Annotated in this window: 19 protein-coding genes; 13 read left to right on the top strand and 6 right to left on the bottom strand. The window is 57.6% G+C overall.

The window, feature by feature from the left end; genetic code table 11:
* Positions 1 to 44: 44 nt before the first annotated feature.
* The 10 genes from tnpA to L0U80_RS12930 all read left to right on the top strand — a co-directional run bounded on the left by tnpA (position 45) and on the right by L0U80_RS12930 (position 9,954).
* On the top strand, positions 45 to 536 hold the full coding sequence (tnpA, locus tag L0U80_RS12980) for an IS66-like element accessory protein TnpA (RefSeq protein ID WP_233864689.1): 492 nt from the start codon (positions 45 to 47) through the stop codon (positions 534 to 536).
* On the top strand, positions 523 to 873 hold the full coding sequence (gene tnpB / locus L0U80_RS12975; RefSeq protein ID WP_233864686.1) for an IS66 family insertion sequence element accessory protein TnpB: 351 nt from the start codon (positions 523 to 525) through the stop codon (positions 871 to 873). Before tnpA ends, tnpB begins: the two co-directional genes overlap by 14 nt.
* A gap of 31 nt (positions 874 to 904) precedes the next feature.
* Positions 905 to 2,458 carry an IS66 family transposase gene (gene tnpC, locus L0U80_RS12970; RefSeq protein WP_233864683.1) on the top strand — a complete coding sequence of 518 codons (1,554 nt, stop codon included), beginning with the start codon at positions 905 to 907 and terminating at the stop codon, positions 2,456 to 2,458.
* A gap of 107 nt (positions 2,459 to 2,565) precedes the next feature.
* Entirely contained in the window at positions 2,566 to 3,243 is a 678-nt protein-coding gene (locus tag L0U80_RS31805) for a TonB family protein (RefSeq protein WP_373322154.1), read from the top strand.
* 468 nt (positions 3,244 to 3,711) lie between these two features.
* Positions 3,712 to 4,581 carry a hypothetical protein gene (locus L0U80_RS12955; protein ID WP_233864679.1) on the top strand — a complete coding sequence of 290 codons (870 nt, stop codon included), beginning with the start codon at positions 3,712 to 3,714 and terminating at the stop codon, positions 4,579 to 4,581.
* Positions 4,582 to 4,661: 80 nt separating this feature from the next.
* The gene (locus tag L0U80_RS12950) at positions 4,662 to 5,303 is read left to right on the top strand and encodes a hypothetical protein (RefSeq protein ID WP_233864676.1); all 642 of its coding nucleotides are present in this window, start codon (positions 4,662 to 4,664) and stop codon (positions 5,301 to 5,303) included.
* Positions 5,304 to 5,510: 207 nt separating this feature from the next.
* On the top strand, positions 5,511 to 5,762 hold the full coding sequence (locus L0U80_RS12945) for a hypothetical protein (protein ID WP_233864673.1): 252 nt from the start codon (positions 5,511 to 5,513) through the stop codon (positions 5,760 to 5,762).
* On the top strand, positions 5,759 to 6,637 hold the full coding sequence (gene trfA / locus L0U80_RS12940) for a plasmid replication initiator TrfA (RefSeq protein ID WP_233864671.1): 879 nt from the start codon (positions 5,759 to 5,761) through the stop codon (positions 6,635 to 6,637). The genes L0U80_RS12945 and trfA overlap by 4 nt, the downstream gene beginning before the upstream one ends.
* Positions 6,638 to 6,968: 331 nt before the next feature.
* On the top strand, positions 6,969 to 7,598 hold the full coding sequence (locus L0U80_RS12935) for a hypothetical protein (protein WP_233864669.1): 630 nt from the start codon (positions 6,969 to 6,971) through the stop codon (positions 7,596 to 7,598).
* 1,012 nt (positions 7,599 to 8,610) lie between these two features.
* Positions 8,611 to 9,954: a hypothetical protein gene (locus tag L0U80_RS12930; protein ID WP_233864667.1), complete on the top strand. Its 1,344-nt coding sequence runs from the start codon at positions 8,611 to 8,613 to the stop codon at positions 9,952 to 9,954.
* On the opposite strand, the gene L0U80_RS12925 is transcribed toward L0U80_RS12930, so the two are convergent.
* From L0U80_RS12925 to L0U80_RS12915, 3 genes are all read right to left on the bottom strand, one after another.
* Positions 9,938 to 11,073, bottom strand: a protein-coding gene (locus L0U80_RS12925; protein ID WP_373322092.1) for an IS3 family transposase whose coding sequence is annotated in 2 segments (ribosomal slippage) — positions 9,938 to 10,818 and positions 10,818 to 11,073 — 1,137 coding nt in all. Because the reading frame shifts where the segments join, the coding sequence is not laid out codon by codon here. The two genes, L0U80_RS12930 and L0U80_RS12925, sit on opposite strands and share 17 nt — an antisense overlap.
* Before the next feature lie 486 nt (positions 11,074 to 11,559).
* Positions 11,560 to 12,165 (bottom strand): hypothetical protein, encoded by a 606-nt coding sequence (locus L0U80_RS12920; protein WP_233864665.1) that lies wholly within the window; start codon positions 12,163 to 12,165, stop codon positions 11,560 to 11,562.
* Positions 12,165 to 12,773: a hypothetical protein gene (locus L0U80_RS12915; protein ID WP_233864663.1), complete on the bottom strand. Its 609-nt coding sequence runs from the start codon at positions 12,771 to 12,773 to the stop codon at positions 12,165 to 12,167. The genes L0U80_RS12920 and L0U80_RS12915 overlap by 1 nt, the downstream gene beginning before the upstream one ends.
* Before the next feature lie 202 nt (positions 12,774 to 12,975).
* On the opposite strand from L0U80_RS12915, the gene L0U80_RS12910 reads away from it, so the two are divergent.
* Complete coding sequence (locus L0U80_RS12910) at positions 12,976 to 14,646, top strand: recombinase family protein (RefSeq protein ID WP_233864661.1); 1,671 nt, start codon at positions 12,976 to 12,978, stop codon at positions 14,644 to 14,646.
* Positions 14,647 to 14,826: 180 nt separating this feature from the next.
* Positions 14,827 to 15,687 (top strand): hypothetical protein, encoded by an 861-nt coding sequence (locus tag L0U80_RS12905; protein WP_233864659.1) that lies wholly within the window; start codon positions 14,827 to 14,829, stop codon positions 15,685 to 15,687.
* A 268-nt stretch (positions 15,688 to 15,955) separates the two neighbouring features.
* On the opposite strand, the gene L0U80_RS12900 is transcribed toward L0U80_RS12905, so the two are convergent.
* Positions 15,956 to 17,079 (bottom strand): IS3 family transposase gene (locus L0U80_RS12900; RefSeq protein ID WP_373322135.1). Its coding sequence is split into 2 segments (ribosomal slippage): positions 15,956 to 16,821 and positions 16,821 to 17,079, totalling 1,125 coding nucleotides; the frame shifts between segments, so codons are not numbered across the junction.
* A 9-nt stretch (positions 17,080 to 17,088) separates the two neighbouring features.
* Here L0U80_RS12900 and L0U80_RS12895 point away from each other — a divergent pair.
* Positions 17,089 to 18,245 (top strand): IS3 family transposase gene (locus L0U80_RS12895; protein ID WP_233864656.1). Its coding sequence is split into 2 segments (ribosomal slippage): positions 17,089 to 17,374 and positions 17,374 to 18,245, totalling 1,158 coding nucleotides; the frame shifts between segments, so codons are not numbered across the junction.
* A gap of 102 nt (positions 18,246 to 18,347) precedes the next feature.
* Here L0U80_RS12895 and drmC read toward each other — a convergent pair.
* Both drmC and drmB read right to left on the bottom strand, forming a co-directional pair.
* Positions 18,348 to 19,133, bottom strand: coding sequence for a DISARM system phospholipase D-like protein DrmC (gene drmC / locus L0U80_RS12890; RefSeq protein WP_233864654.1), 786 nt, complete (start codon positions 19,131 to 19,133; stop codon positions 18,348 to 18,350).
* 1 nt (position 19,134) lies between these two features.
* Positions 19,135 to 21,006, bottom strand: a complete 1,872-nt coding sequence (gene drmB, locus L0U80_RS12885) for an MrfA Zn-binding domain-containing protein (protein WP_233864652.1) — start codon at positions 21,004 to 21,006, stop codon at positions 19,135 to 19,137.
* Positions 21,007 to 21,008: the final 2 nt, after the last annotated feature.

Raw genomic sequence — 21,008 nt, 5'->3', positions numbered from 1 at the left:
TTGATGTCCAACCTTCGGGGTTCAGTTCAAATAGGTGGACACCAATGACTGACAAACACGCAGAGTTAGGAGTAGTCCGGCTGACGCGGGACGGTCGTCGCCGGTACGACGAGGGTGCCAAGCGCGCGCTGATCGAAATGGCACTGCGCCCAGGCGTGTCGGTTGCACGACTGGCGCAGGAGCATGGGATCAACGCGAACCTGCTGCGCAAATGGATCACGAAGTACCTGATGCAACGCGAGGCGGCGGTGGCCGGCTCGCAGGAGTCTCGCGCGGTCGAGATGATCGATGGGGTATCGATCGACATGCCGGTGCGCGAGCCTGCGAACGCACCTGCGCCGGCGTTTGTACCCGTTGTGACCGTGCCATCGCAGCCGCCGGTGTTGGCACGCGAGCCGCTGCGCAGTGTTCCCGCGCCTGCCGCCGCGCTGCACGTGTGCCTGCCCAACGGGATCGAATTCAACCTCGGCGAAGCGAGCCTCGAAGAACTGACGGCAGTGATCCAGATGCTCGGGAGCTGCCGTGTTCCGGTTTGACGAAGGGCTGAAGGTCTACCTGCATCGCGATCCGGTCGACTTCCGCATGGGCATTAACGGGCTGTCGATCCTGGTCGAACAGGCGATGCGCCTGAACCCGATGACCCCGGCGCTGTTCGTGTTCGGCAACCGCCGCCGTGATCGCATCAAGATACTCGGCTGGGGCGGCAACGGCTTCTGGCTGCTGCTCAAGCGACTCGAAGCCGACCGCTTCGTCTGGCCGGGTGGTCGCGAAACGCTCACGCTGAGCGTCGAACAACTGCACTGGCTGCTCGACGGCATCGACCTGGCCGTGATCCAGAAGCATCCCCAGCGATATTACGCGCGGATAAGCTGAACACCGGATACACGGCACGGTCTAACTGGCCATGCCGAACAACCCCGTCATGCCGAGTGCTGAGGAATACCAGGCACTGCTCGCCGAATGCGACGCCCTGCGCAGTGAGCTCCGGCTCGTGACGGCCCAACGGAACCTTGCGGAAGAGAAGCTGCGCGCCTACAGGCACGAACTGTTCGGCGCATCGAGCGAGGCGCGCCATGCTGACCAGCTCGGCCTGTTCAACGAGGCAGAAGCGCTGGCCCAGTCCGCCGACGCGCCCGCGCGTGAAGACGTGCCTGGCACGCCGGTCGCCTCCCACCTGCGCAGCAAGCGCGGGCGCAAGCCACTCGATCCCAACCTGCCACGCGAGGTCGTGCGGCACGAACTGCCCGAGTCCGAACGGTTCTGTGCAAACGACGGTCATGTGCTCGTGGAGATCGGTGTCGAGACGAGCGAACAGCTCGACGTGATTCCCGAGCAGGTGCGCGTCATCCAGCATCAGCGGGTCAAGTACGCGTGCCCCTGCTGCGATCTCGGCATCAAGGTGACGCCGGCGCCGGCGCGCATCATCGCGCGCGGGCTGCTCACAGAGTCGGCGCTCGCGTGGATCATCACCGGCAAGTATCAGTACGGCATGCCGCTGTATCGCCAGGCCACTCTGCTGCGCCGCTTCGGCGGCGACATCTCGTCGAATACGCTGGCAGCGAGTGTCGTGCGCGTAGGACTGGCCACGCAGCCGGTGATCAACCTGATGCGCGATGCGCTGCTCGACTCGGACCTGATTTACGGCGATGAGACGACCTTCCAGGTGCTCAAGGAGCCAGGACGAAAACCGCAGGCGAAGAGTTATCTGTGGGCACAGGTCAACGGGTCGGGGCCGCCCGTGCGGATGTTCTCGTATTCACCGGGACGCGGTGCGCAGCACGCGCAGCGGCTCTATGCCGGCGTGCTACCCGGCACGGCGTTGATGACGGACGGGTACGAACTCTATAACGGCATCGCCCATGATCACCAGCTCGTCCATCTCGGATGCTGGGCGCACGTGCGCCGGGGCTTCATCAAGGCCGAAGAGTCCGTGCCGAAGGCCGCCCGTTCGCCGGACATGCTGGCGACTCGCTTCGTTATGCTGATCGGCAAGCTGTTCGCAGCCGAAGCACGTGGTGCGCGATGGGAGCCGCAGCGGCGACAACGATTGCGTGCCCGGTACAGCGGGCGGGTGCTCGCAATCCTTGAGCGGATGCTGGTTGAACATCTGCCCACAGTTGTGCCGTCGAGCCAGCTCGGCCGCGCGCTGCGGTACCTGTACGGCCAGTGGCCCAAGCTGATCCGCTACGTCGACAACGGCATATGGCCAATCTCGAACAACCTGTGTGAAAACGCAATCCGGCCGTTCGTCATCGGCCGCAAGGGCTGGCTGTTCTCCGACACCGTCGCCGGCGCGCAGGCCAGCGCCAACCTGTACTCGCTCGTCGAGACGTGCAAGGCCAGTGGCATTGATCCATACCGCTACCTTCACTGGTTGTTCCAGCGACTGCCGCATGCGCAGACCGCCGACGACTACGCGGCACTGCTCCCGTGGGGCGTGCCAGCAGACGTCCGCTGACTTCCGCACGATTGATCCATATCGTGTTTTGTGATGCGCGAAGTCGACCTCGCGCTGTACGATGGCCGCGCAACCATTCGCGCCATTCAAGCGAGGGATATCGACCCATGAAGCGATTCGCCGTATTACTGCTTTCTCTTTGCACGGCTACCGCGTTTGCCCAATCAGACGTGCAATCCGACCCGAAGCTGACCACCGCGTCTGAGGCTGCTCCGGCTACCACGCGGTTTGTCCCGGACGACCAAATACCCTGCCAATACGGCTTGGCGGCTGGCACTCCACGCAAGACGACGCCGAATGGGCCTGCTGCAGTTCACGTGTCTCTGGACGAGCAGGGGCAGGTCAAGGACGCCGAACTCTGGCGGTCGTCCGGTGACGCTGCCTTTGATAATCTTGCGCTACGTCAGTCGAGACTGGCTACCTGCAAACCCGTTTTGGGGCTCTTCGGCAAGAGCATTCCTGTCGAGACCACCTTCTGGTTCGTAGCGACGCCAGCTAAAACCGTCGCTTCCGGCTCGGCCGTACAGCCGTACGCCCGGAAGATTCAGCGACTGGTCCGTGCCAACCTCAGGTGGCATGGCGAAGACGTCACTTTACCGGCAGTAGTCGCGGTGAATTGCTCACCCGATGGCAAGCTCCTTTCGGCAACTATCGTTCATTCAAGTGGTAATTCTGCGTGGGACGATGCTGCGCTAAGAGCGGTGCAGGATTCTGACCCGATGCCGGCCGATGAAAATGGGAAAACTCCAGCACATTTCACGATCACGTACTATCAGAGGAGATAGCTGCGAACGCGTCTACCGGCTCCCTGAAACCAATCCGCGACGTGTCAACGCAGAGGGGCGTCGTTAAAGGACCGCATACATTGCATCGCGACGCGCAATTGGGTGCTGCCGTGATTTCCTGCCTGAAAGGCGCCAGTATGATCTTGCGCTTGATGATGAGCCGATCATTGAAGGGCGGCCGTTGAGACTGCCCGCGCAAGCCGCTCCAACCGCAGGGATTCATTGACAATAGGGACAGGTTCTGCTAATTTTTTAAGCATCTTCACCGGTCGATCATGGGCGTAATTCCAGTTCCCCCGCCGTTCGAGCCCGCCAGGGTACGGCCAAGTAACTGTCGTTGTATTGAGATGTAGCGACCGGTGCAGATGTAAGACATTCGTTCCCCCAGCTTCCGGAAATTCGAACTCCGTGTAGCGCCACAGGCCGAACGGATCTTTCTGAGTTTTTTATCCTTCAGAAGGGTTCGTTATGGCTCGTCCATACATTCCTCAGTGCTGCTTTATTCATGCGCCTGCTGCGCAGGCCAGCGTGCGTTCCGGCTTTTCCGCTTCCGGCTCATTGACCTTTGCGCGGATGAGTTCTCGCCTGCGTCTTTCTGTACATCTGTCCGCTGCGCGTGCGCCGTCTGCTATTCCCGAAAAACTCATTCCGAAGTCCAGCGTGAGTCGGGAGGCAGGCTTTGATCCTGAGATAAAACTCGTGGCTTCACGAGTAACAGATGCGCCGGAAAGAGCAAAAAGCGTTTCCGCTCGGCGAGCAGAGATCCAGTCTTGGGCTGGCTCTTCCACGAACAAATCGTTAGCCATACGAGTCAATGTGGCGATGAGAGAATCCCAACTAATTGGAGTCGTAGAGATGTCAAAAATTACTGTCGTAACCAAACTCCACCGTGGCGTAATGCAGTCATTCGGCGCCGGTGTTCCCGTGGTTCATTATGAGTTTTCTGCAGGTCCGCGCAATCTCCGCGTGGCGGCCCGTACGCTTGCCGAGCATGCAGCAGAGATGGAGAGAAGTTGGGGGAATGTCGGCTGTGGTTCGTCGTGGCTGGAGATCGACGGAAAACAAGTGGACAACTGGGAGTCGGGCTATGCAGCGGAGAGCGTCGAGAACGCAAGGGAAATTCTGGAAAAATACAAAACCCCGTCGCGCCGCTACATCTATTTTTCTGTGGCACTTGGTGGGCATGAGATCAAATTTAACGGCCACAAACTTTATATCGGTCGAGACAGCGTAGAGATCAGCAAAGAGGATTATGAGGAGCTGAAAACGCTGGCGACATATGGCAATGCATTCGGAGCACGCGAGGTTTTCAGGCGCAACAACTACGGCCTGTGCTGAATCTGACGATACTATGGCTAGTGCTGTCCGACGTTTGCTATACGAATTGCGCTATGTGGCGCTTCATATAGGACACGACGATGATTGACGGAATGGGAGTGCTGGGACGACACGGTGACGCAACTGTTTACCCTGCCAGATTAATGGCACCGGACGAAGTGATGGCAGTTGTGGGGGACAGGCAGGATAGGTCAGCAGGTCTAGGTGGTTGGTTCCTGTGTGGAGACGTGTCTCTGCCCATGTTCTCGCGACTACTTGCCGGGACACCCCGGTTGGGATTCACGTGCTGCATGATGACGGGCGGCCTGGCTGGTAACTATGCGGTCATGGCCATACAACTCGATTCGTACCAGCATCGATTTTTGCTGCCGCTGTTCGAACAACCCGTCGCCGAATTCATCCGGTCGCTGCGGGAGGGGCCGCTTCAGTTGTCGCTGGGTGACGCCGGTGGTGATAACGCGGCCATTACATCAGTCACGTTCCCGCAGAAATTGCACGCGCCCGTCGCGAACCTTTTGCAATCGGGAGTCGATATTGATGACCGAGATACGCTGAGCTCGTGGAAGGACGTTGTCGGCGAGGTATGTAATCTGAGCATGCTTCCATCCCTAGTTGATGGCCGTAGCGTCGACGATTTGAGCGTTTCCGTCATGATGCCGATGGAGGCATTCAACCGGGTATTGATGACCTCGGACAGACAGGTGGATGAGATGGTGCACTAACCCAAGGGAAAGGCAATACGCACTCCGGCTGCACTCCTGCCATGCGTGGAGGGTGGCCGGAAGCAGATGATTTAGGCTGTGATCGGGGTGGCCTGCGTAAGCGGGCCGCCCTTTTTTGTCGGATGCATGCTTGCTTGGGGGGCGGTCTTGCCGCCACGGCTAAAACTGATCGCTGGACTTGTGGTTTCAATTTGACCACGGACCATCATGAAGAGAAGCTACGGCAAGCCCGGCTACCGGAAAATATATGTCATCGTCGATGCCAACACCACGCTCCATAGGCGCTACCTGCTAGAGCGGCGTGACCGAGATGGCTCACCTTGGACATATGACATCACGCAGGCGTGGCGCGTCGGGGGATTCGAAGGGGTTGAATTTCTGGATCGAGCGCTTGAACGCGGTCTCGATCTGGCGCTGGAGCAACTGGATGATTGTGTCCTGTCCGAGTTGATCCGATGAACGACATACTCGACGCGCTTGTCGCCGAGCAGCAGCGCGAGGAGGGCGTCCAGCCACGACCTTCTGTACCAACGCCACAGCTATGGCAGGAATCGCACCTGCTTGTGCCTGCACGCCCAGATAATGCGCCGGTCATTCCGAATGAGTTTGTGAGGTGCGCTCTGTTCCGCGTTGCCGATCCGGCTTCTCTGCGACGGCAGTTTTTTCGCCACCGGCTAATGGTGCAGGCCGCACGCAACGGATATATCGAGTACACCGGGGAGGAACTTCGCCAGGATGACCGGCGGGTGTTCATGTATGCGCTGCATCTCGAGGGCGATACGCCGGGCTCGGCGACGTTTCGCCCGCGCCGTTTTTGTGACGAAATCGGATGGGGCACATCGAATGCCGCGTACAAAAAACTGATCGATACGCTGACCCGGCTCAAAGCTACAAGTCTGCAAATGTTCGTGCCGCGTATCTCGCGGCAGGGTGCAGCTGTATCGCTCATTGCGAAATGGGAATTCGTACCCGGTTCGAAAGCTATCAGGGTCTATTTCGACCGGGAGATTGCCGAATTATTTCGCGACCGGCAGTACACGCGCATTCTGAAGCAATACGAAGACCAACTTACGCGGGGCTCATCGCTTGCGTCGTGGATGCTCGGGTTTTATTCGTCACATCGTGAGCCCATCGATTTTCCGCTCGACCGACTGCAAAGTCTGTGCGGCGATGGAACGCCACGCAAGGAGTTCCGGCGCAAGCTAGATCAGGCACTCGCTCAACTGGTCAAGGTCGGCTTTCTTAGCACATTCATGATTTGCGACGGGTTAGTGCAGTGTCGGCGCGCAGTCAGCCCACCTGGATCGCGCAATTGTCCCGCCGCCATCGCGTAATTGACCCACGGAATTCGCGCAGTTGGCCCACCGCTCCCAAAGCTGAAATCCCGCCTGGTGCGGTTTTCCGGGTTGCCGTTGGCACGTAACCAAATAACCACATAACCGATTAACTAGGCGGGCGCTTTTCTGTTGCAGCCTCCGTCAGAGGTTCCGCCTTGTTGGCCAGTGGGCTTCGCCCGCTGTTTCTGCGGAAGGCGTTCCACAGTTACCCCGGTGGGACAACTGCGCGATGACGACGGCTACGTCACTTCGACCGTTCGTAGTTGACGGCGTTGCTATACGAAGTGCACCAGTCTCGGTGTGCCACATTTAAAGGACAACAACAGCAATGACCTTCGCAACATATGAGCTGAACGGTACCGTGATCTCTGAAGCACGCATCCTGGCACAGGGAGAACTGAGCAACTTGATGCAGGGCAATGACGTAGTAGGGTGGAACCACAATGCACGCGAGAGATGGGGATTGTTCGGCGAAACAGGCACGCAGGCATCTGATGCGCTGGTCGACCAACGCTTGCCCGTCGGCCTGCGCCTGACGGCGTTTGTGGGGCCGTTAGGTAACCACTTCGGTATCGTCACATATCAGCTAGGCACGCATCAGCACAGATTCCTGCTGCCGATGTACGAACCACCGATTCAACGGCTGTTCGGCTCGCTCAGACATGACTCGCTGGTGTGCGTGCTGGGCGTGTGCGGAACAGAAAAGCAGTTTACCCTGGCGGATCGCCTGCCGTGGAGCGGGGTCGTGCCGATGTATTCGTTGTGCCAGCTCGGTTCCCAGCATTCGGCTGATGACGTATTGGTCGAACTTGCGCTGGCCGCGCATGCGACGAGTGAGCGGGCAGCCGTACCACCGATCAACGACATTGAGGTCCACTCGGTACACGTTGGCATCGTGATGCCTGTCGAATACTGTGCCACGCACCAGTTGGCTGACGTGAAGCACGTACAACTATGACGAGGTATCCAACCCCTGTCTCGGCACAATGTAGGTTCTACGCGGTAAGACATGAGCCAAGCGGGATTACGGTTGCGCTTCTGGAGGCTCAGGATCAGGACGAAGCAGTGGCCTTTTTTGAGGCGGTGAGGTACATGGTTGATGCGCCGGACGACGTAACGATCCATCTGTATACCGAGTCCTCAATACCAACCGGGGCACCTGCGTTTGGTCGGGCGTACTATCTGGCCATGCAGTCGGCAGCGATAGCTGAGTTGGCGGCGTGTCAGGTCAGTTCAAGGCATTGAAGATCCAGACACATGATTCGCGGCTTCCTTCGGGGAGCCGTTTTTATCAGTATTGCCTGAATAAGTCGAGGCTTTATTCGCTGTTCAGCGTCATGTCAGGCCATAAGTCGCTGTGTCGCTCGGCGCGACAGGCCGCAATCCGGCCACAGGCGCCGTTCAGACGCTTGGCACGGTCGCGACTGTCTTACGGAGTGCGTCAGCACACTGCTACGCACCGCCTCGGATAGGGGCATCTTTCCTGCATGCAATGTTCCCGATCTCAATGGCCGACAGATTCCGCCCATACGTAAATGAGGTGCAGGCCGATGTTGCGGGCCGTAAAAGTGGAAGTTTCCTAACTCGTACCGAGCAACTAGCAGGGTGAACGACGACTTTGATCGATCTATGTAATTTTTCACATAGAATCTACGTATAATTTGATGAAAAATCTCGTGCTTGCGTAGAGATTAGTTGCGGCCCTCTCCTCATACTTCCTCCTGCAGCGCAATTTTTTCTTAAGGAGGAGCAGATGTGGCGCAGGCGACTAAACGAAGGTGTTCCGATTCCACTGCCCGCGATGACAGTTGGGATGAAGGTTCATTTGAAAGGCACCGATTTCGGGTGTGTATGGAAAATCATCGGTTTCGAGCGGGACGGAAGTGGTGAAGTGTGGCTTCATGTCCAGACGCCGTTGAGCGGCAAGGTTTCTCGGGCACGTGCTAGCCGCGCGCGTTATATCCGTGCCCATGAGCCCTATCGAGGTTGAAATTTTTGGTCGGGAAGGAATCGTGTCGACTTCTGCCGAATCGCTGATGCGAAACAGTGCGTATCTCGCGGCAGTTGCGGAAAAGAAGATCGAAGAGTACAGCGGCGTGATGCCGCTGTATGAGAAGAGAACGCTCGCCCAGAATTTGGGCGAGTTGTTGGTTCAGGCCAAAGAGCAAGGTGTCCGGAAAAGTGACGTCGTTGTGAAGTCTGGGCTTCGACACAATCCCGATGCCCCCGTCAACGCTCTGGGCGAGTACTGTCTTTTGCCAAAATCAAAAAGTAGGAGAACGAAGGAGCCGCGCTTGTGTGCCCATCCGCTACCGTACCTGCGCTTGGCGCTGGCGGCTGCCGATTTGATGGAGATGGCACCTCACGACGCGATCATCCGGCTTACAGAAGGGTCAAATGCTTTCAGCGCTCAGGACGCGATTGATGAAGAGTTTTTCTCACCTGCGCAAGCTGTATGGCGGCTGCTAAAGGCGAAACTTGCGGTGATCGCTGAACGTTATCGGTTGAAACAGTTCTTCCAGGATGCTTACACGGTCTCCGCAGTCTACGGGGAGGACATCTTTAAGCCCAACACCTGGGAGCAGGACTCAATCGGTGTTTCCACTTCATACTGGCCGACGGTCTATCTATGCACAATCATTCGTTCAAGTGCGTCGGCCCGCCTCACTGTCCACAATACTAATGTGGAAGTAGGGGGCCAGGTACACGCTGTCGAACAGGTATTCCTCACGCTTGGCTGGCATGCGTCGGGGTGGATTGTCGGCTACCTCGAGTTTCTACCGGGATTGGCGGTGCAATCGATTGATCTCAAGAATCGTAGCCCGCTCTTCGACCTTCATGTCTCGGGTGAGACGTTCACGAAGGGAGGGATCGGTGACATTGGATTCATGATAGACGACGGAGGATCGATCAAAGTACCGGATGGCCCCTCAGGGGACTGGCCATATCGGTTGCGCTCTCGAAAGCGGTTCGAATCTCTGACGCCACAGCTACTTGCGTCGACCTTTATTGGAACCACGCTGATAGCCACACCAAACGAAGTACTGTCCGAAGACATTGATACGTCGGCGGTGTTGTCTCCGCCGGATTCTCCCCTTGCTATGCTGGAAGCTCAGTTGCTGGGTAGACAGCCGAACTGGCCAAATCGCGAAATACCCTGTTTTCTTGATGCACTTGAGAAGGACGTCGTATCGCTGAAAACCAGCTTTCAGCAATGGCGGCAAAGCTGTCGGGAAAGAGGTGGCCTCACTCGTTCGGACAGTCATCTGAGATTTTTAAGTGGAACGTCCGAGGCAATCATGCTGCCGATTTGATCGCAGGCAGCGTCGCGAAGTATGCCTCATCCGGGGTCTGATCCGCCAGGCTCGAATGGGGCCGTTTCCGGTTGTACAGCTCGACGTATTCGCCGATGGAGCGCCGGGCATGGCTGACCGACTCGTACGCTTTCAGGTAGACCTCTTCGTACTTGATGCTGCGCCACACCCGTTCGACGAACACGTTGTCGCGCCAGGCCCCTTTGCCGTCCATCGACAGCCGCACGCCCCGGCTCAGCACCGCCTCGGTGAACGCGCCCGCCGTGAACTGGCTACCCTGATCGGTGTTCACGATGTCGGGCAGTCCGTAGCGGGCGAACGCCTCTTCCAGCGCCTCGACGGCGTGCGTGGCTTCCAGCGTGATGGCGACCCGGTACGCGAGAATCTTGCGGCTCGCCCAGTCCACCACTGCCGTCAGGTACACGAAGCCGCGCGCCATCGGAATGTACGTCGTGTCGAGGGCGAACACCTGATTGGCACGCTCGATCTTCATGCCGCGCAGCAGGTACGGCCAGATCTTGTGCTGCGCGTTGCGGCGGCTCGTGTTCGGCTTGCAGTACAGCGCCTCGACGCCCATGCGCTTCATCAGCGTGCGTACGCGACGGCGACCCACCTCATGGCCTTCCCGGCGCAACAGGCGCGCCAGCATCCGCGCCCCTGCAAATGGGAACTCCATGTGCAGTTCGTCGATTCGCCGCATCAGCAACTGATCGACCTCGCTGACCGGCTGCGCCCGGTAATATGCGCTCGATCTCGCGATGCCAACCAGTCGCGTCTGTCGCGAAACCGGCAGCGCATGCGTACAGTCAATCATCGCTTTGCGCTCAGCAGTCCGGCTTTGCCGAGCGCTCCTGACAAAAAATCGTTCTCCAGCGTCAACTGCCCGATCTTCGCGTGCAGCGTTTTCACGTCCACCGGCGGATCGCTCGACGGTGCACCTGTCGCACCAAACACGTCTGCCGCACGCTCCTGCAACTGCCGCTTCCATTCCGTGATCTGGTTCGGATGTACATCAAACTGCTGTGCCAGTTCGGCCAGCGTGCGCTCACCTTTGACCGCTGCCAGTGCCACTTTCGCTTTGAACGCCGCTGAGTGCGTCCGTCGGGTTCTCTTCGTCATTTCCTCGGTTCCTTTGCCAGCATTATCGCTGGCTCAGGCCCCGGCCAAACCACTTATCCGACTGTCCGAATTTGCGCGGCCACCTCTGGAAACCGCAAAGAACGACCATTTTCAGGCCTTGGCTGCCGCAACGGAGGAATTGGAAGGTCTACGTCGCGCTGACAGACAGCAAACGCGAGAGTCGGCTGCTGAATCCAACTCAGACAATCCATTAGATTGACCACCCTGACGGCAAGCGGCATACGACGTGAGTCATCTTAGTCGTAACGATCAAGATTTCGTTGGTATCCAGAGCACCTGCTCGTCGTCAGGTTCCGTCGAATTGGCCGTTGCCGGAGCGAAGCGGTCTCATGGATGTCCAATGATGTTCGCGAGCGTCCTTTTGTGGACGAGTCGGGGCATACGCTCTCACGTCATTGGCCAGTTCAAGTATCAGCCAATACATCTGACCAGACAAAAAAAGCGCGGGCATGGCCCGCGCGTGAATTACCAGATATTTTCCTGTCCGAGAGTTCTGTCGAGATCCTGTAGTGCGGTCGTATTCTCGACTAGCACAATGGCCACGTGCTCAGGTGCAACGCCGTTAGACTGTCTTGGTATATCGTTTCCCAGCTCAAGGCAGACCGCTATCTTGTGCTGGAATAATTCGACTGGTAGCGGGAGACGCGCCTCCACGGTTGAGTCAAGCAGTATCCCGTATTTTGAGTTGTCGACGGTGAACAGCAGTGTTTTTCCCCAACTGTCGTTCTGGGGATGTAGCACGATGGTCATGGACCCATGTGTACGCGCATCTTGCAGAAATTGTCGGACGCAGGGTTCAGCCAGATTCGCGATAATCAACAGTGCTGCGGCCCCTATCCGAAGCGTGAGATTCAGATAGGCCAGTCCGTTCGCGGTATAGAGAACATTTGCCTTGGAATATCCGTACCCTTGTGCTTCGATGGCCTTCCGCATCTTGTCAGGTACCTCAGCTATCAACGCTCCGCCTGGCGAGGGATGTTCCGTACAACCCTCTTCGATGTGTCGCCAGACAGCAGACGGGATAACGACGCCGGGGTGAAATCCAGCTCCGCGTATCAGATGTTCGTTCATCAAGCCTCCACCATCAAGGCCGGGTAATCGGACACCTCGTCCCTTGGCAATCGTGGAGGCTGCCGGACTTCCTCATCGAACGCCAGTGTCGCCTGCATCATGTCACTGAACCTTCTGGTCGGTAATGCCCCTGGCGTCAGATCAAGCCCAGTTGCTTCGCGGTAGCATTCGATCACGAATAGTTTCATCTCTCGACTGGCGGTGAGAATATCGTTCGGCACCGATGCTCCGAAATTTCCATCATCTCGAATGAACACCATTGCTTGATTGAGGCGATGATCGAGTGCCTCGTTAGGCAGCACGAAATCCGTTGCCTGAACCTGTTCTGCCAGGATCTTGACGATCACGGGCATGACCCCGAGATACCGAGCGCTCGCTTCGGCAAACTGCTGAGAAATCCTGTTCGTTTTCCGCAGACCGGTTCTCAGCTGAGAGACATAACCAAACGTACATCCGAGCTCGCTGGCCATTTGGCTGAGCGTATGTCCACTGGCGTTGGCTCGTTGAATGAGCGCTGCTATTAATCGTGATCCTGGTAATTGCAGTTGCTCAGCATCGAGGCAATGTTTTTGCCTGCGTCCAGTTTTTTCTCTGTTCGTCGTTTCCATTGTAGTGTCCTTAGAAATATGGCCGTGAGCGGATTCGCTCAATACGTATAGCAACCCGTGCGTTCCCCCGTGATTCGCCCACTTGCTATACACATTGCTGAGGCAAAAACGAGGACATATTGATGGAAATGACAGGACCAGTTTCAGAGCTGATCGACCTCCTGGTCGAACTCGCCGCAGCGCACATTCAACAGGGAGATGTATGCAGCGAGCAGCTATCTACGCGCGTTACTCGGACGACGAGCAGCGGGCCACTTCAATCGATGATCAAATTCGCAGGGCAAGGCAGAAAGCCGAACAATCCGGATTTACCGTCGACGACGAACACGTATTCGTTGACGCCGCGATCACCGGGCAGGACAAGGGGCTGAAAAAACGTGTCGGGTACGAGCGGTTCATCGCCGCGTGGGAAGAGGGCGTATTTGACGCCATCGTGATCGACGAGATTTCGCGTCTCGCACGATCCACAATGGAATTCGCATACCTGCAGCAGCGAATCGAACGTACCCGTGTTCGGCTCGTCAGTTGCGATGGGATTGATACGTCACTACCTAGCTGGGAGTTGCACTTCGGTATGTCTGGTCTGATCGCGAGTCATTTCGTGCGCGAGACGAGTCATCGGGTGCAGCGTGGAATGCAGGGCCAATTGATTCGGGGATTCATGATCGCGAAAGCGGCCTATGGATATCGGGCGGCAAGGGTCGGTGATCGCGACAACGAGGGCGGTACCATTTGGGAGGTCGACGAGGACGCGGCGCAGTGGGTGAGGCAAATGTTCGCGATGCGGTATGCCGGAGCGTCATTCAATGGCATTGCCGAGAATTTGAACCGGGCAGGCGTGCCGTGCCCACGGCCGCCGAAAGACGGAGCTGGATACTGGCGACCGGCTACGGTCAGGCAAGTCATTGGAAATACGATTTACCGGGGCGTGTTCGTGTACAGAGGTAGTGCGTTCACGAAGGCCAAAGCCAAGCGAGAGAAGAAGGAAGTCGAGTCCATCGAGTACGCGCGACCAGAACTGCGGATTGTCGACGACAGCATCTGGTACGCGTGCAATACCAGTTCGGGATCGAAGGCGTTTCGTGGCGGTGCGGTGAGGTTGTTTACCGGGCTCGTGACGTGCGGAGTGTGCCGGAGTCGGATGAGTATCGCGGGTGGTGGGAGCTCGCCGGGGTTGTACTGCGCGGCATGCGCCCAGCGGCGTCGAGTGGCTAGTTCGGACAGCCCGGAACGGGTTGATTATGTTTCGGTACGATCACTCGAGCACGCGCTGACACATTTGTTGAACGCCATGTTCGATAACTCCCGGTTGCAGGTGTTTCGTGACAAGTTACGCGCCCGGCTGACGGGTGGTCACGAAGAGCGAATCATCGAACTTCGTCTTGAGGTGGCACGTGCCGACCGGCAACTGGAAAACCTGGCTCAACGTATGCGTCGGCTTGAGGCAGATGGCGACGATTTTCTCGATCAGGCTTATCGTGATCAACGTAACGAAAAACGAAGGCTCGTTGAGGAACTGGCTCAACTTGAGGCATACGCCGGATCGCTCGATAGAGTAAGCCTCGAAAAACAGTTAGCCGTTAATCCGCTAGAAATTATCCCGGCGCTGTTCCGGCCGGGCACCGGTGTTGAGCAGGCGAGAGCCGTGCTATCCAGAGTTTTTCCGACGATTATGCTCAGCGCGCGGCCACGGCGGTTCGTGTCTGTCTGGAATGTGGAGGTTTGTGAAGGGGCCGTGATGTCGAGCCTGTCCGGCACGTCGCAAGTGATTGCGAGTGAAACTAAGTACATCGTTTGTGTTGAGACCAGTGCGGCACGACCGGCACCGTGGCATGTTACGGTGAAAGAGGCCAGTCCAGAGGGCGGCGAATGATTCACGCGGGGCGTCATGCCCCGCTTTATTCGTGCTCCGGGTAACCATTTTACCGACACTCGTTTCGTCGCATTAGGGGAGCCTATTGATACCAACGAGGTGTCGCGATGGCATTCCCGGATAAATTACAACATTCGCGTACGACCGACCTACAGTACGCTAGGTTTCAAGGAGCCGATCATGTCTGCATCACCAGCCGTCTGGGCATCCGGAGCAAGCCATTTGATTGCCGACTGCTTCGACTGTGCTAAGCCGTACTTGGACCAAGCATATAAAGGCCTGCCACCTCTTGTCCGATTCGTTGCTGCGCAGCTATTCATCGACTGTCACCTTTCCAGTGAAAGCGCTCTTATCCTGATTCAATCGGGCAAAGAGTGGGATGCCGATCTGATTTCCCGCTCCGTCATGGAGGGCTCCGTCAAGCTCGCGTACATGTTGTACGGGTCAATATCAGAGATTGAGTTGAAAGTTGAGGAGTATTGGCAAGTGTTACCGCTTTTTTTTGCCATCCGGCGCGGCGAAAACGCGAGGCAATTTCTCGACGCCGTACCGGATGCGAATGCACCCGAGTGGCAGTCATTCAAAGATTTGCTCGTCGAACCCGAGGAGGTTAGCTCAATCCGGGCAAGTTACTCCAAACGTGCTCGGCAGGAAATTGAAGAGAGATGGTCATTTTCTGGAATGTGCAGGTTCTTTGCCCGAACCGAAGATCCCGTGTTTCGATTTATAAGGCAATATCTTGCGCACGGCTACTCAATGAGCAGCCACTTGATCCATAAAGATGCGGATAGCATTGGAATGATCTGGGAGCGTTCAAGAAGGGATGAGGCTCGCCGGACTGCTGTCAGCCTTGGGCATTCAGCACGTGTAGTCTCGGACACGTGCGCTTATGCCAAGCTACGCCTGTTCTCATTGCTTCGTGCGTGTAGTGCGCCCACGAAGGTACTGAGCGATATTGACACTAGGTACGAGGGGCTCACCGAAGCACTGGCTTCTGCAAACAAACACTTCCATGATGTCGAGTACCCGAGCGACGCGTGAGCTTCGTTGCGTCTCATCGTCAACGACTGATGGGGTCAAGCGTCGAGTGACCGCTCGGCGATGTGAGAGTTCGCAACTGGCCGATGTTGCTCATGACCTAAAAAATGGTAAAGCCAGGTCCTACGAAGTCAGAGGTGGCCGCGCAAATTCGGACAGTCGGATAAGTGGTTTGGCCGGGGCCTGAGCCAGCGATAATGCTGGCAAAGGAACCGAGGAAATGACGAAGAGAACCCGACGGACGCACTCAGCGGCTGACCTGCCCCCGGTATTAGTACGAAGCGCCGTTAGAGTCCGAGGTTAATAATTCCTTCGTTTCGTGCGCCTGCGCGAACTGCGCTGGCGCCAGATACCCGAGCGAACTGTGAGGGCGCTCGGTGTTGTACTCGATACGCCAATCTTCAATCAACCGCCTGGCGTGACGCATGGAAACGAACCAGTGCTCGTTCAGGCATTCGTCCCGGAATCGCCCGTTGAAGCTCTCGATGTAGGCGTTTTCCACCGGCCTGCCGGGCCGGATGAACGACAGCGTTACGCCCACTTCGTAAGCCCATGCATCCAGCACCTTACCAGCGAACTCCGGGCCGTTGTCCACCGTGATGGACCCGGGCAAGCCGCGCATCTCGCTTAACCGTTCAAGCACCTGCTTGACCCGTTGACCCGGCAATGAGGTATCGACCTCGATAGCCAGGCACTCACGCGTGTAATCGTCGACCACGTTCAGGCAGCGAAAGCGCCGACCATAAGCCAGCCCGTCGCTGACGAAGTCCATCGACCAGCTCTGGTTCGGCCCCGTTGGCACCGGCAGCGGTTTGCGCTCGACAGCGGCTATGCGCTTGCGTCGCCGCTTGCGCACGCTCAGTCCAGCCTTGCTATACAGCCGCCAGATGCGTTTATGGTTTGCCAGCCAGCCCTCGCGCTGCAACAGAACATGAATCCGGCGATAGCCGTAGCGACGCTTTTGCGCGGCGATGGCCATCATCCGGCCAGTCAGCACTTCGTCGTCGACCCGGCGGCGCGACTCATACTGAAACAGCGAGCGCGAAATCCCTACCAGCCCGCAGGCCCGGGTGACACCCATGGCGCGTTCGGTCATCAATATCTGGACCGCTTCGCGTTTGGCCTGCGGGCTTGCTATTTTCGCGACAGAAGGTCCTTCAACGCAGAATTGTCGAGCATCGACTCGGCCAGCAGACGCTTGAGCTTGCTGTTCTCCTGCTCCAGCTCCTTCAGGCGCTGCGCATCGGAAACCGTCATGCCGCCGAATTTCGCCTTCCAGTTGTAGTAGGTCGCTTCCGAGATGCCGTGCTTGCGGCACAGCTCTGCTGGCTTCAGGCCCGCCTCGCCTTCCTTCAGCACGCCAATAATCTGTTCTTCGGTGAATCGCTTCTTCATGACCGCTCCTTGTCGGAACGGACTCTACACCGTCAGCGTACTAATCTCGGGGGGCAGGTCACGGCGTTCAAAGCGAAAGTGGCACTGGCAGCGGTCAAAGGTGAGCGCACGCTGGCCGAACTGGCACAGCAGTTTGATGTACATCCGAACCAGATCACGGAATGGAAGCGGCAGTTGCAGGAGCGTGCGGCAGACGTGTTTGGTGCGACAGGTGCACCGTCGAGCGATCCGCCGGTGGACGTGAAAACGCTGCACGCGAAGATCGGGCAGTTGACGCTGGAGAACGATTTTTTGTCAGGAGCGCTCGGCAAAGCCGGACTGCTGAGCGCAAAGCGATGATTGACTGTACGCATGCGCTGCCGGTTTCGCGACAGACGCGACTGGTTGGCATCGCGAGATCGAGCGCATATTACCGGGCGCAGCCGGTCAGCGAGGTCGATCAGTTGCTGATGCGGCGAATCGACGAACTGCACATGGAGTTCCCATTTGCAGGGGCGCGGATGCTGGCGCGCCTGTTGCGCCGGGAAGGCCATGAGGTGGGTCGCCGTCGCGTACGCACGCTGATGAAGCGCATGGGCGTCGAGGCGCTGTACTGCAAGCCGAACACGAGCCGCCGCAACGCGCAGCACAAGATCTGGCCGTACCTGCTGCGCGGCATGAAGATCGAGCGTGCCAATCAGGTGTTCGCCCTCGACACGACGTACATTCCGATGGCGCGCGGCTTCGTGTACCTGACGGCAGTGGTGGACTGGGCGAGCCGCAAGATTCTCGCGTACCGGGTCGCCATCACGCTGGAAGCCACGCACGCCGTCGAGGCGCTGGAAGAGGCGTTCGCCCGCTACGGACTGCCCGACATCGTGAACACCGATCAGGGTAGCCAGTTCACGGCGGGCGCGTTCACCGAGGCGGTGCTGAGCCGGGGCGTGCGGCTGTCGATGGACGGCAAAGGGGCCTGGCGCGACAACGTGTTCGTCGAACGGGTGTGGCGCAGCATCAAGTACGAAGAGGTCTACCTGAAAGCGTACGAGTCGGTCAGCCATGCCCGGCGCTCCATCGGCGAATACGTCGAGCTGTACAACCGGAAACGGCCCCATTCGAGCCTGGCGGATCAGACCCCGGATGAGGCATACTTCGCGACGCTGCCTGCGATCAAATCGGCAGCATGATTGCCTCGGACGTTCCACTTAAAAATCTCAGATGACTGTCCGAACGAGTGAGGCCACCTCTGTCTGGCTGTGACTGTCGAATCGCGGCCCAACCTATATCCGTCATGGGCCACTACTTGCCGAGTCCTCGATCAACGACACAATTTTCGTATTGACCAACGCATCCAAATGTTCGTGCAACAATTTGGGGATATCACCGCCGGAAATTAGCACCCCGGCTTCCATGTTCTGCTCCATTGCATGGCCGGTCAGATTGGCGCTCGTAACGAAGCACATACTACCGTCGGCTACTGCGACCTTGGCATGGACGCGCCCATCAGAAAATGAGGCCGTTCTTTCGTGCCAAGAGAAGAGTCGCGCGGACGGCATCAGCGTCTTCATCTTACCGATTGCGTCGAATGAAATGCTGCCGCCATGATTTTGGGATGATTCGAGCAGCATTGAAATGCGTACCCCGCGCTTACTTGCGTCGTTCAACGCCTTCACAATGGTCGAGACATCGTAGGCAACAAAGCTGGTGATGAACAGGCTTTGTCTAGCGGCAGCAATAACCTGTAACAGCGCCTGCTCCGTTCGACGAGTAGAGACAAATGGCGTCGTAGGCCCCGTCCATACGAGTTCAGTCGTCTGAATGTTTGACGCGCTCGCCACCGCATGGCTCGCGGCAATCAACATTGATGCCAGCTCAGGGGCACTGACTGACGTGGCTCGCCAAGCATCGACGAGTTTATCGACGGCATCTTTGGCTTCTGGTTTGTCCACGACACCCAATAGTGCGATGTTCGCCTTTCCGCTTTCCGTCCTTCGAACCCTACCTGCCAGAAATCGCACTTTCTCTGGGGAAATCAGGCGGGCTATCGTTGTGACGGCATCCAGCAAGATTTCCATGTCACAACCCTACGAAAAATGCGGCATCCCCCCGGTCGAGGGTCTGTACCAACAGTGATCGATCAAGGTAGCGGTTGCCCTGCTCACAGGAAGTCTCTGCTACCAAGCTACACGCATGGCAAGCTGCCGCATGTAGCGAGCCGTCTTCTCCGGGATCATGCTCTGAGCAGAGCGGATCGGATGAGCAAATCTTTGATCGGTTCAGCGCTTGGCGAAGCAGTCTGCCAAGGTTCTCGGGTTTGCCAAGATCGACGAGGCCACCCAGCGTTCCATCGGAATCAGCCGCCGCCGTGTAGATGAGGATGCCAGCCTGATGGCTTTCCCCCGATGTGTTGGCATAGATCCGTTCGCGGATGCTTGCCGCGTTGTATCCGCATTCCAGTGCCAGCTCACGAATCAATAGGTGCGAGAGCGTGTGTAACATGGCATACCGAATACCGGGGTAGCCCTCATCGGGGGCAAGGCTGCGTCGATTTCTCCATCCACGGTGCCCTTTGTTGAGCATTTGATCAACGTGCTTGACACCCTGATATGCTTCCCACGCCTGTACTGCGTCTTCATTAAACTGAACGAAGATACCTTCGCCGTGGACCTGATTGGCGGGAACCCAATCGGGTTTGCGTCGTGCAAGACTCGCCATCTGTGGCCGCTCACTCGGATCACTCGTTACCTCGGGGGCTTCCACTCGAGTGAAACCGAGCAAGGCGTTCACCTCGCGAAGCCTTTCCAGGAGTAGTACTCGGCCGATGTGTTTTTCGAAGCCTGGCGGAGTAGTAACCGTCTTGCTCATGAAGTGTGGGTAGTCGCTCGGCGGATTGGTTGCCGTTAGCACGTCCCATTCTGGCCCCTTGATGTCGGCCTCTCCGATGGCATCCTGTCCGCCGCCATTCCGGTGTGATTCGATGGCCGTCCAGATGTCCGATGCAGAATACTTATCGATGCCCGGCAAGGCTCCGGTTTTTCTCAACGCCTTTACCGTCACCGCGACGGCAGTCTCCGAATCCAGATCGTCGAAAAACTCCCAACCATCCTGAACTAGTTGGCCCAGTGGATCTTTGGCTTGGGGGATCGCAAGCGCGGAAAGGGTGATTGGGAACCAACTGTTCGTTGAGCCTAGCAGAACGGCTCGAGCTTCCTCATCGCATTCCTCGTCGAAATGATCAAGGTGAGGATGCCGACCTCGGCAGCCCGGAAGATTTTCTTTCCCGGCCTTGCCAAAGGCTTGTGCGAGGCTGCGTGAAACACCACGGCAATGTACGTTGTCGCCGTCGCATCTTACCCAGAGATTTTCGGTTTGCAGCGACGCTCCGCTTTCGAAAAAACGCAGCTTTCCTTTGCACGAACTATTCCCGCCATGGACGAAATAGCGCCAGGGGAAGTCGTCGAGATGGCCGTTACGGCAGGCTAGGAGAAAACGGGCAGGGACGGCATCGGCATCCTTCGCGGGCTGGTCATTCTTGGAGCCACGACATTCCTTATGGACGAAGCGAGTTCGCTCCGGTCGGAAGCGGTTCTCCTTGATTTCGAATAAACCGGTATCAAACGGTGAAAGCAGGCCACATTTCACACATCGCATCCAGCGAGGAAAAGGTCGAACGGGGACGCCTATGTTCGCCTCAGCCGACCATTGATCGACATGTTCGCTTTTCTGGAACGGCGGCATGCGTAGGCTATCCACCTGCTGTCCGAGAACCTTACGGACAGCGGTAAGCAGGCGCGGCTCGGTCACGGGTTGACATCTGTCTTTCTCCCATTGATCGATGCCCAGCGTCACCACCGAAAGGCTTGGCAAATCGATAAGCGCGCCAGGCCCGTATGTCCATAGTAGTTGACTGGGGCGGACTTCCCCTACGGGTGTTCGATTGGTTGTCATGG

It is taken from the genome of Paraburkholderia adhaesiva, assembly GCF_021390575.1.
Classification (GTDB): Bacteria; Pseudomonadota; Gammaproteobacteria; order Burkholderiales; family Burkholderiaceae; genus Paraburkholderia; species Paraburkholderia adhaesiva.
The sequence above is the reverse complement of the archived record's forward strand: the minus strand, read 5'-3'. Positions and strand labels throughout refer to the sequence as shown.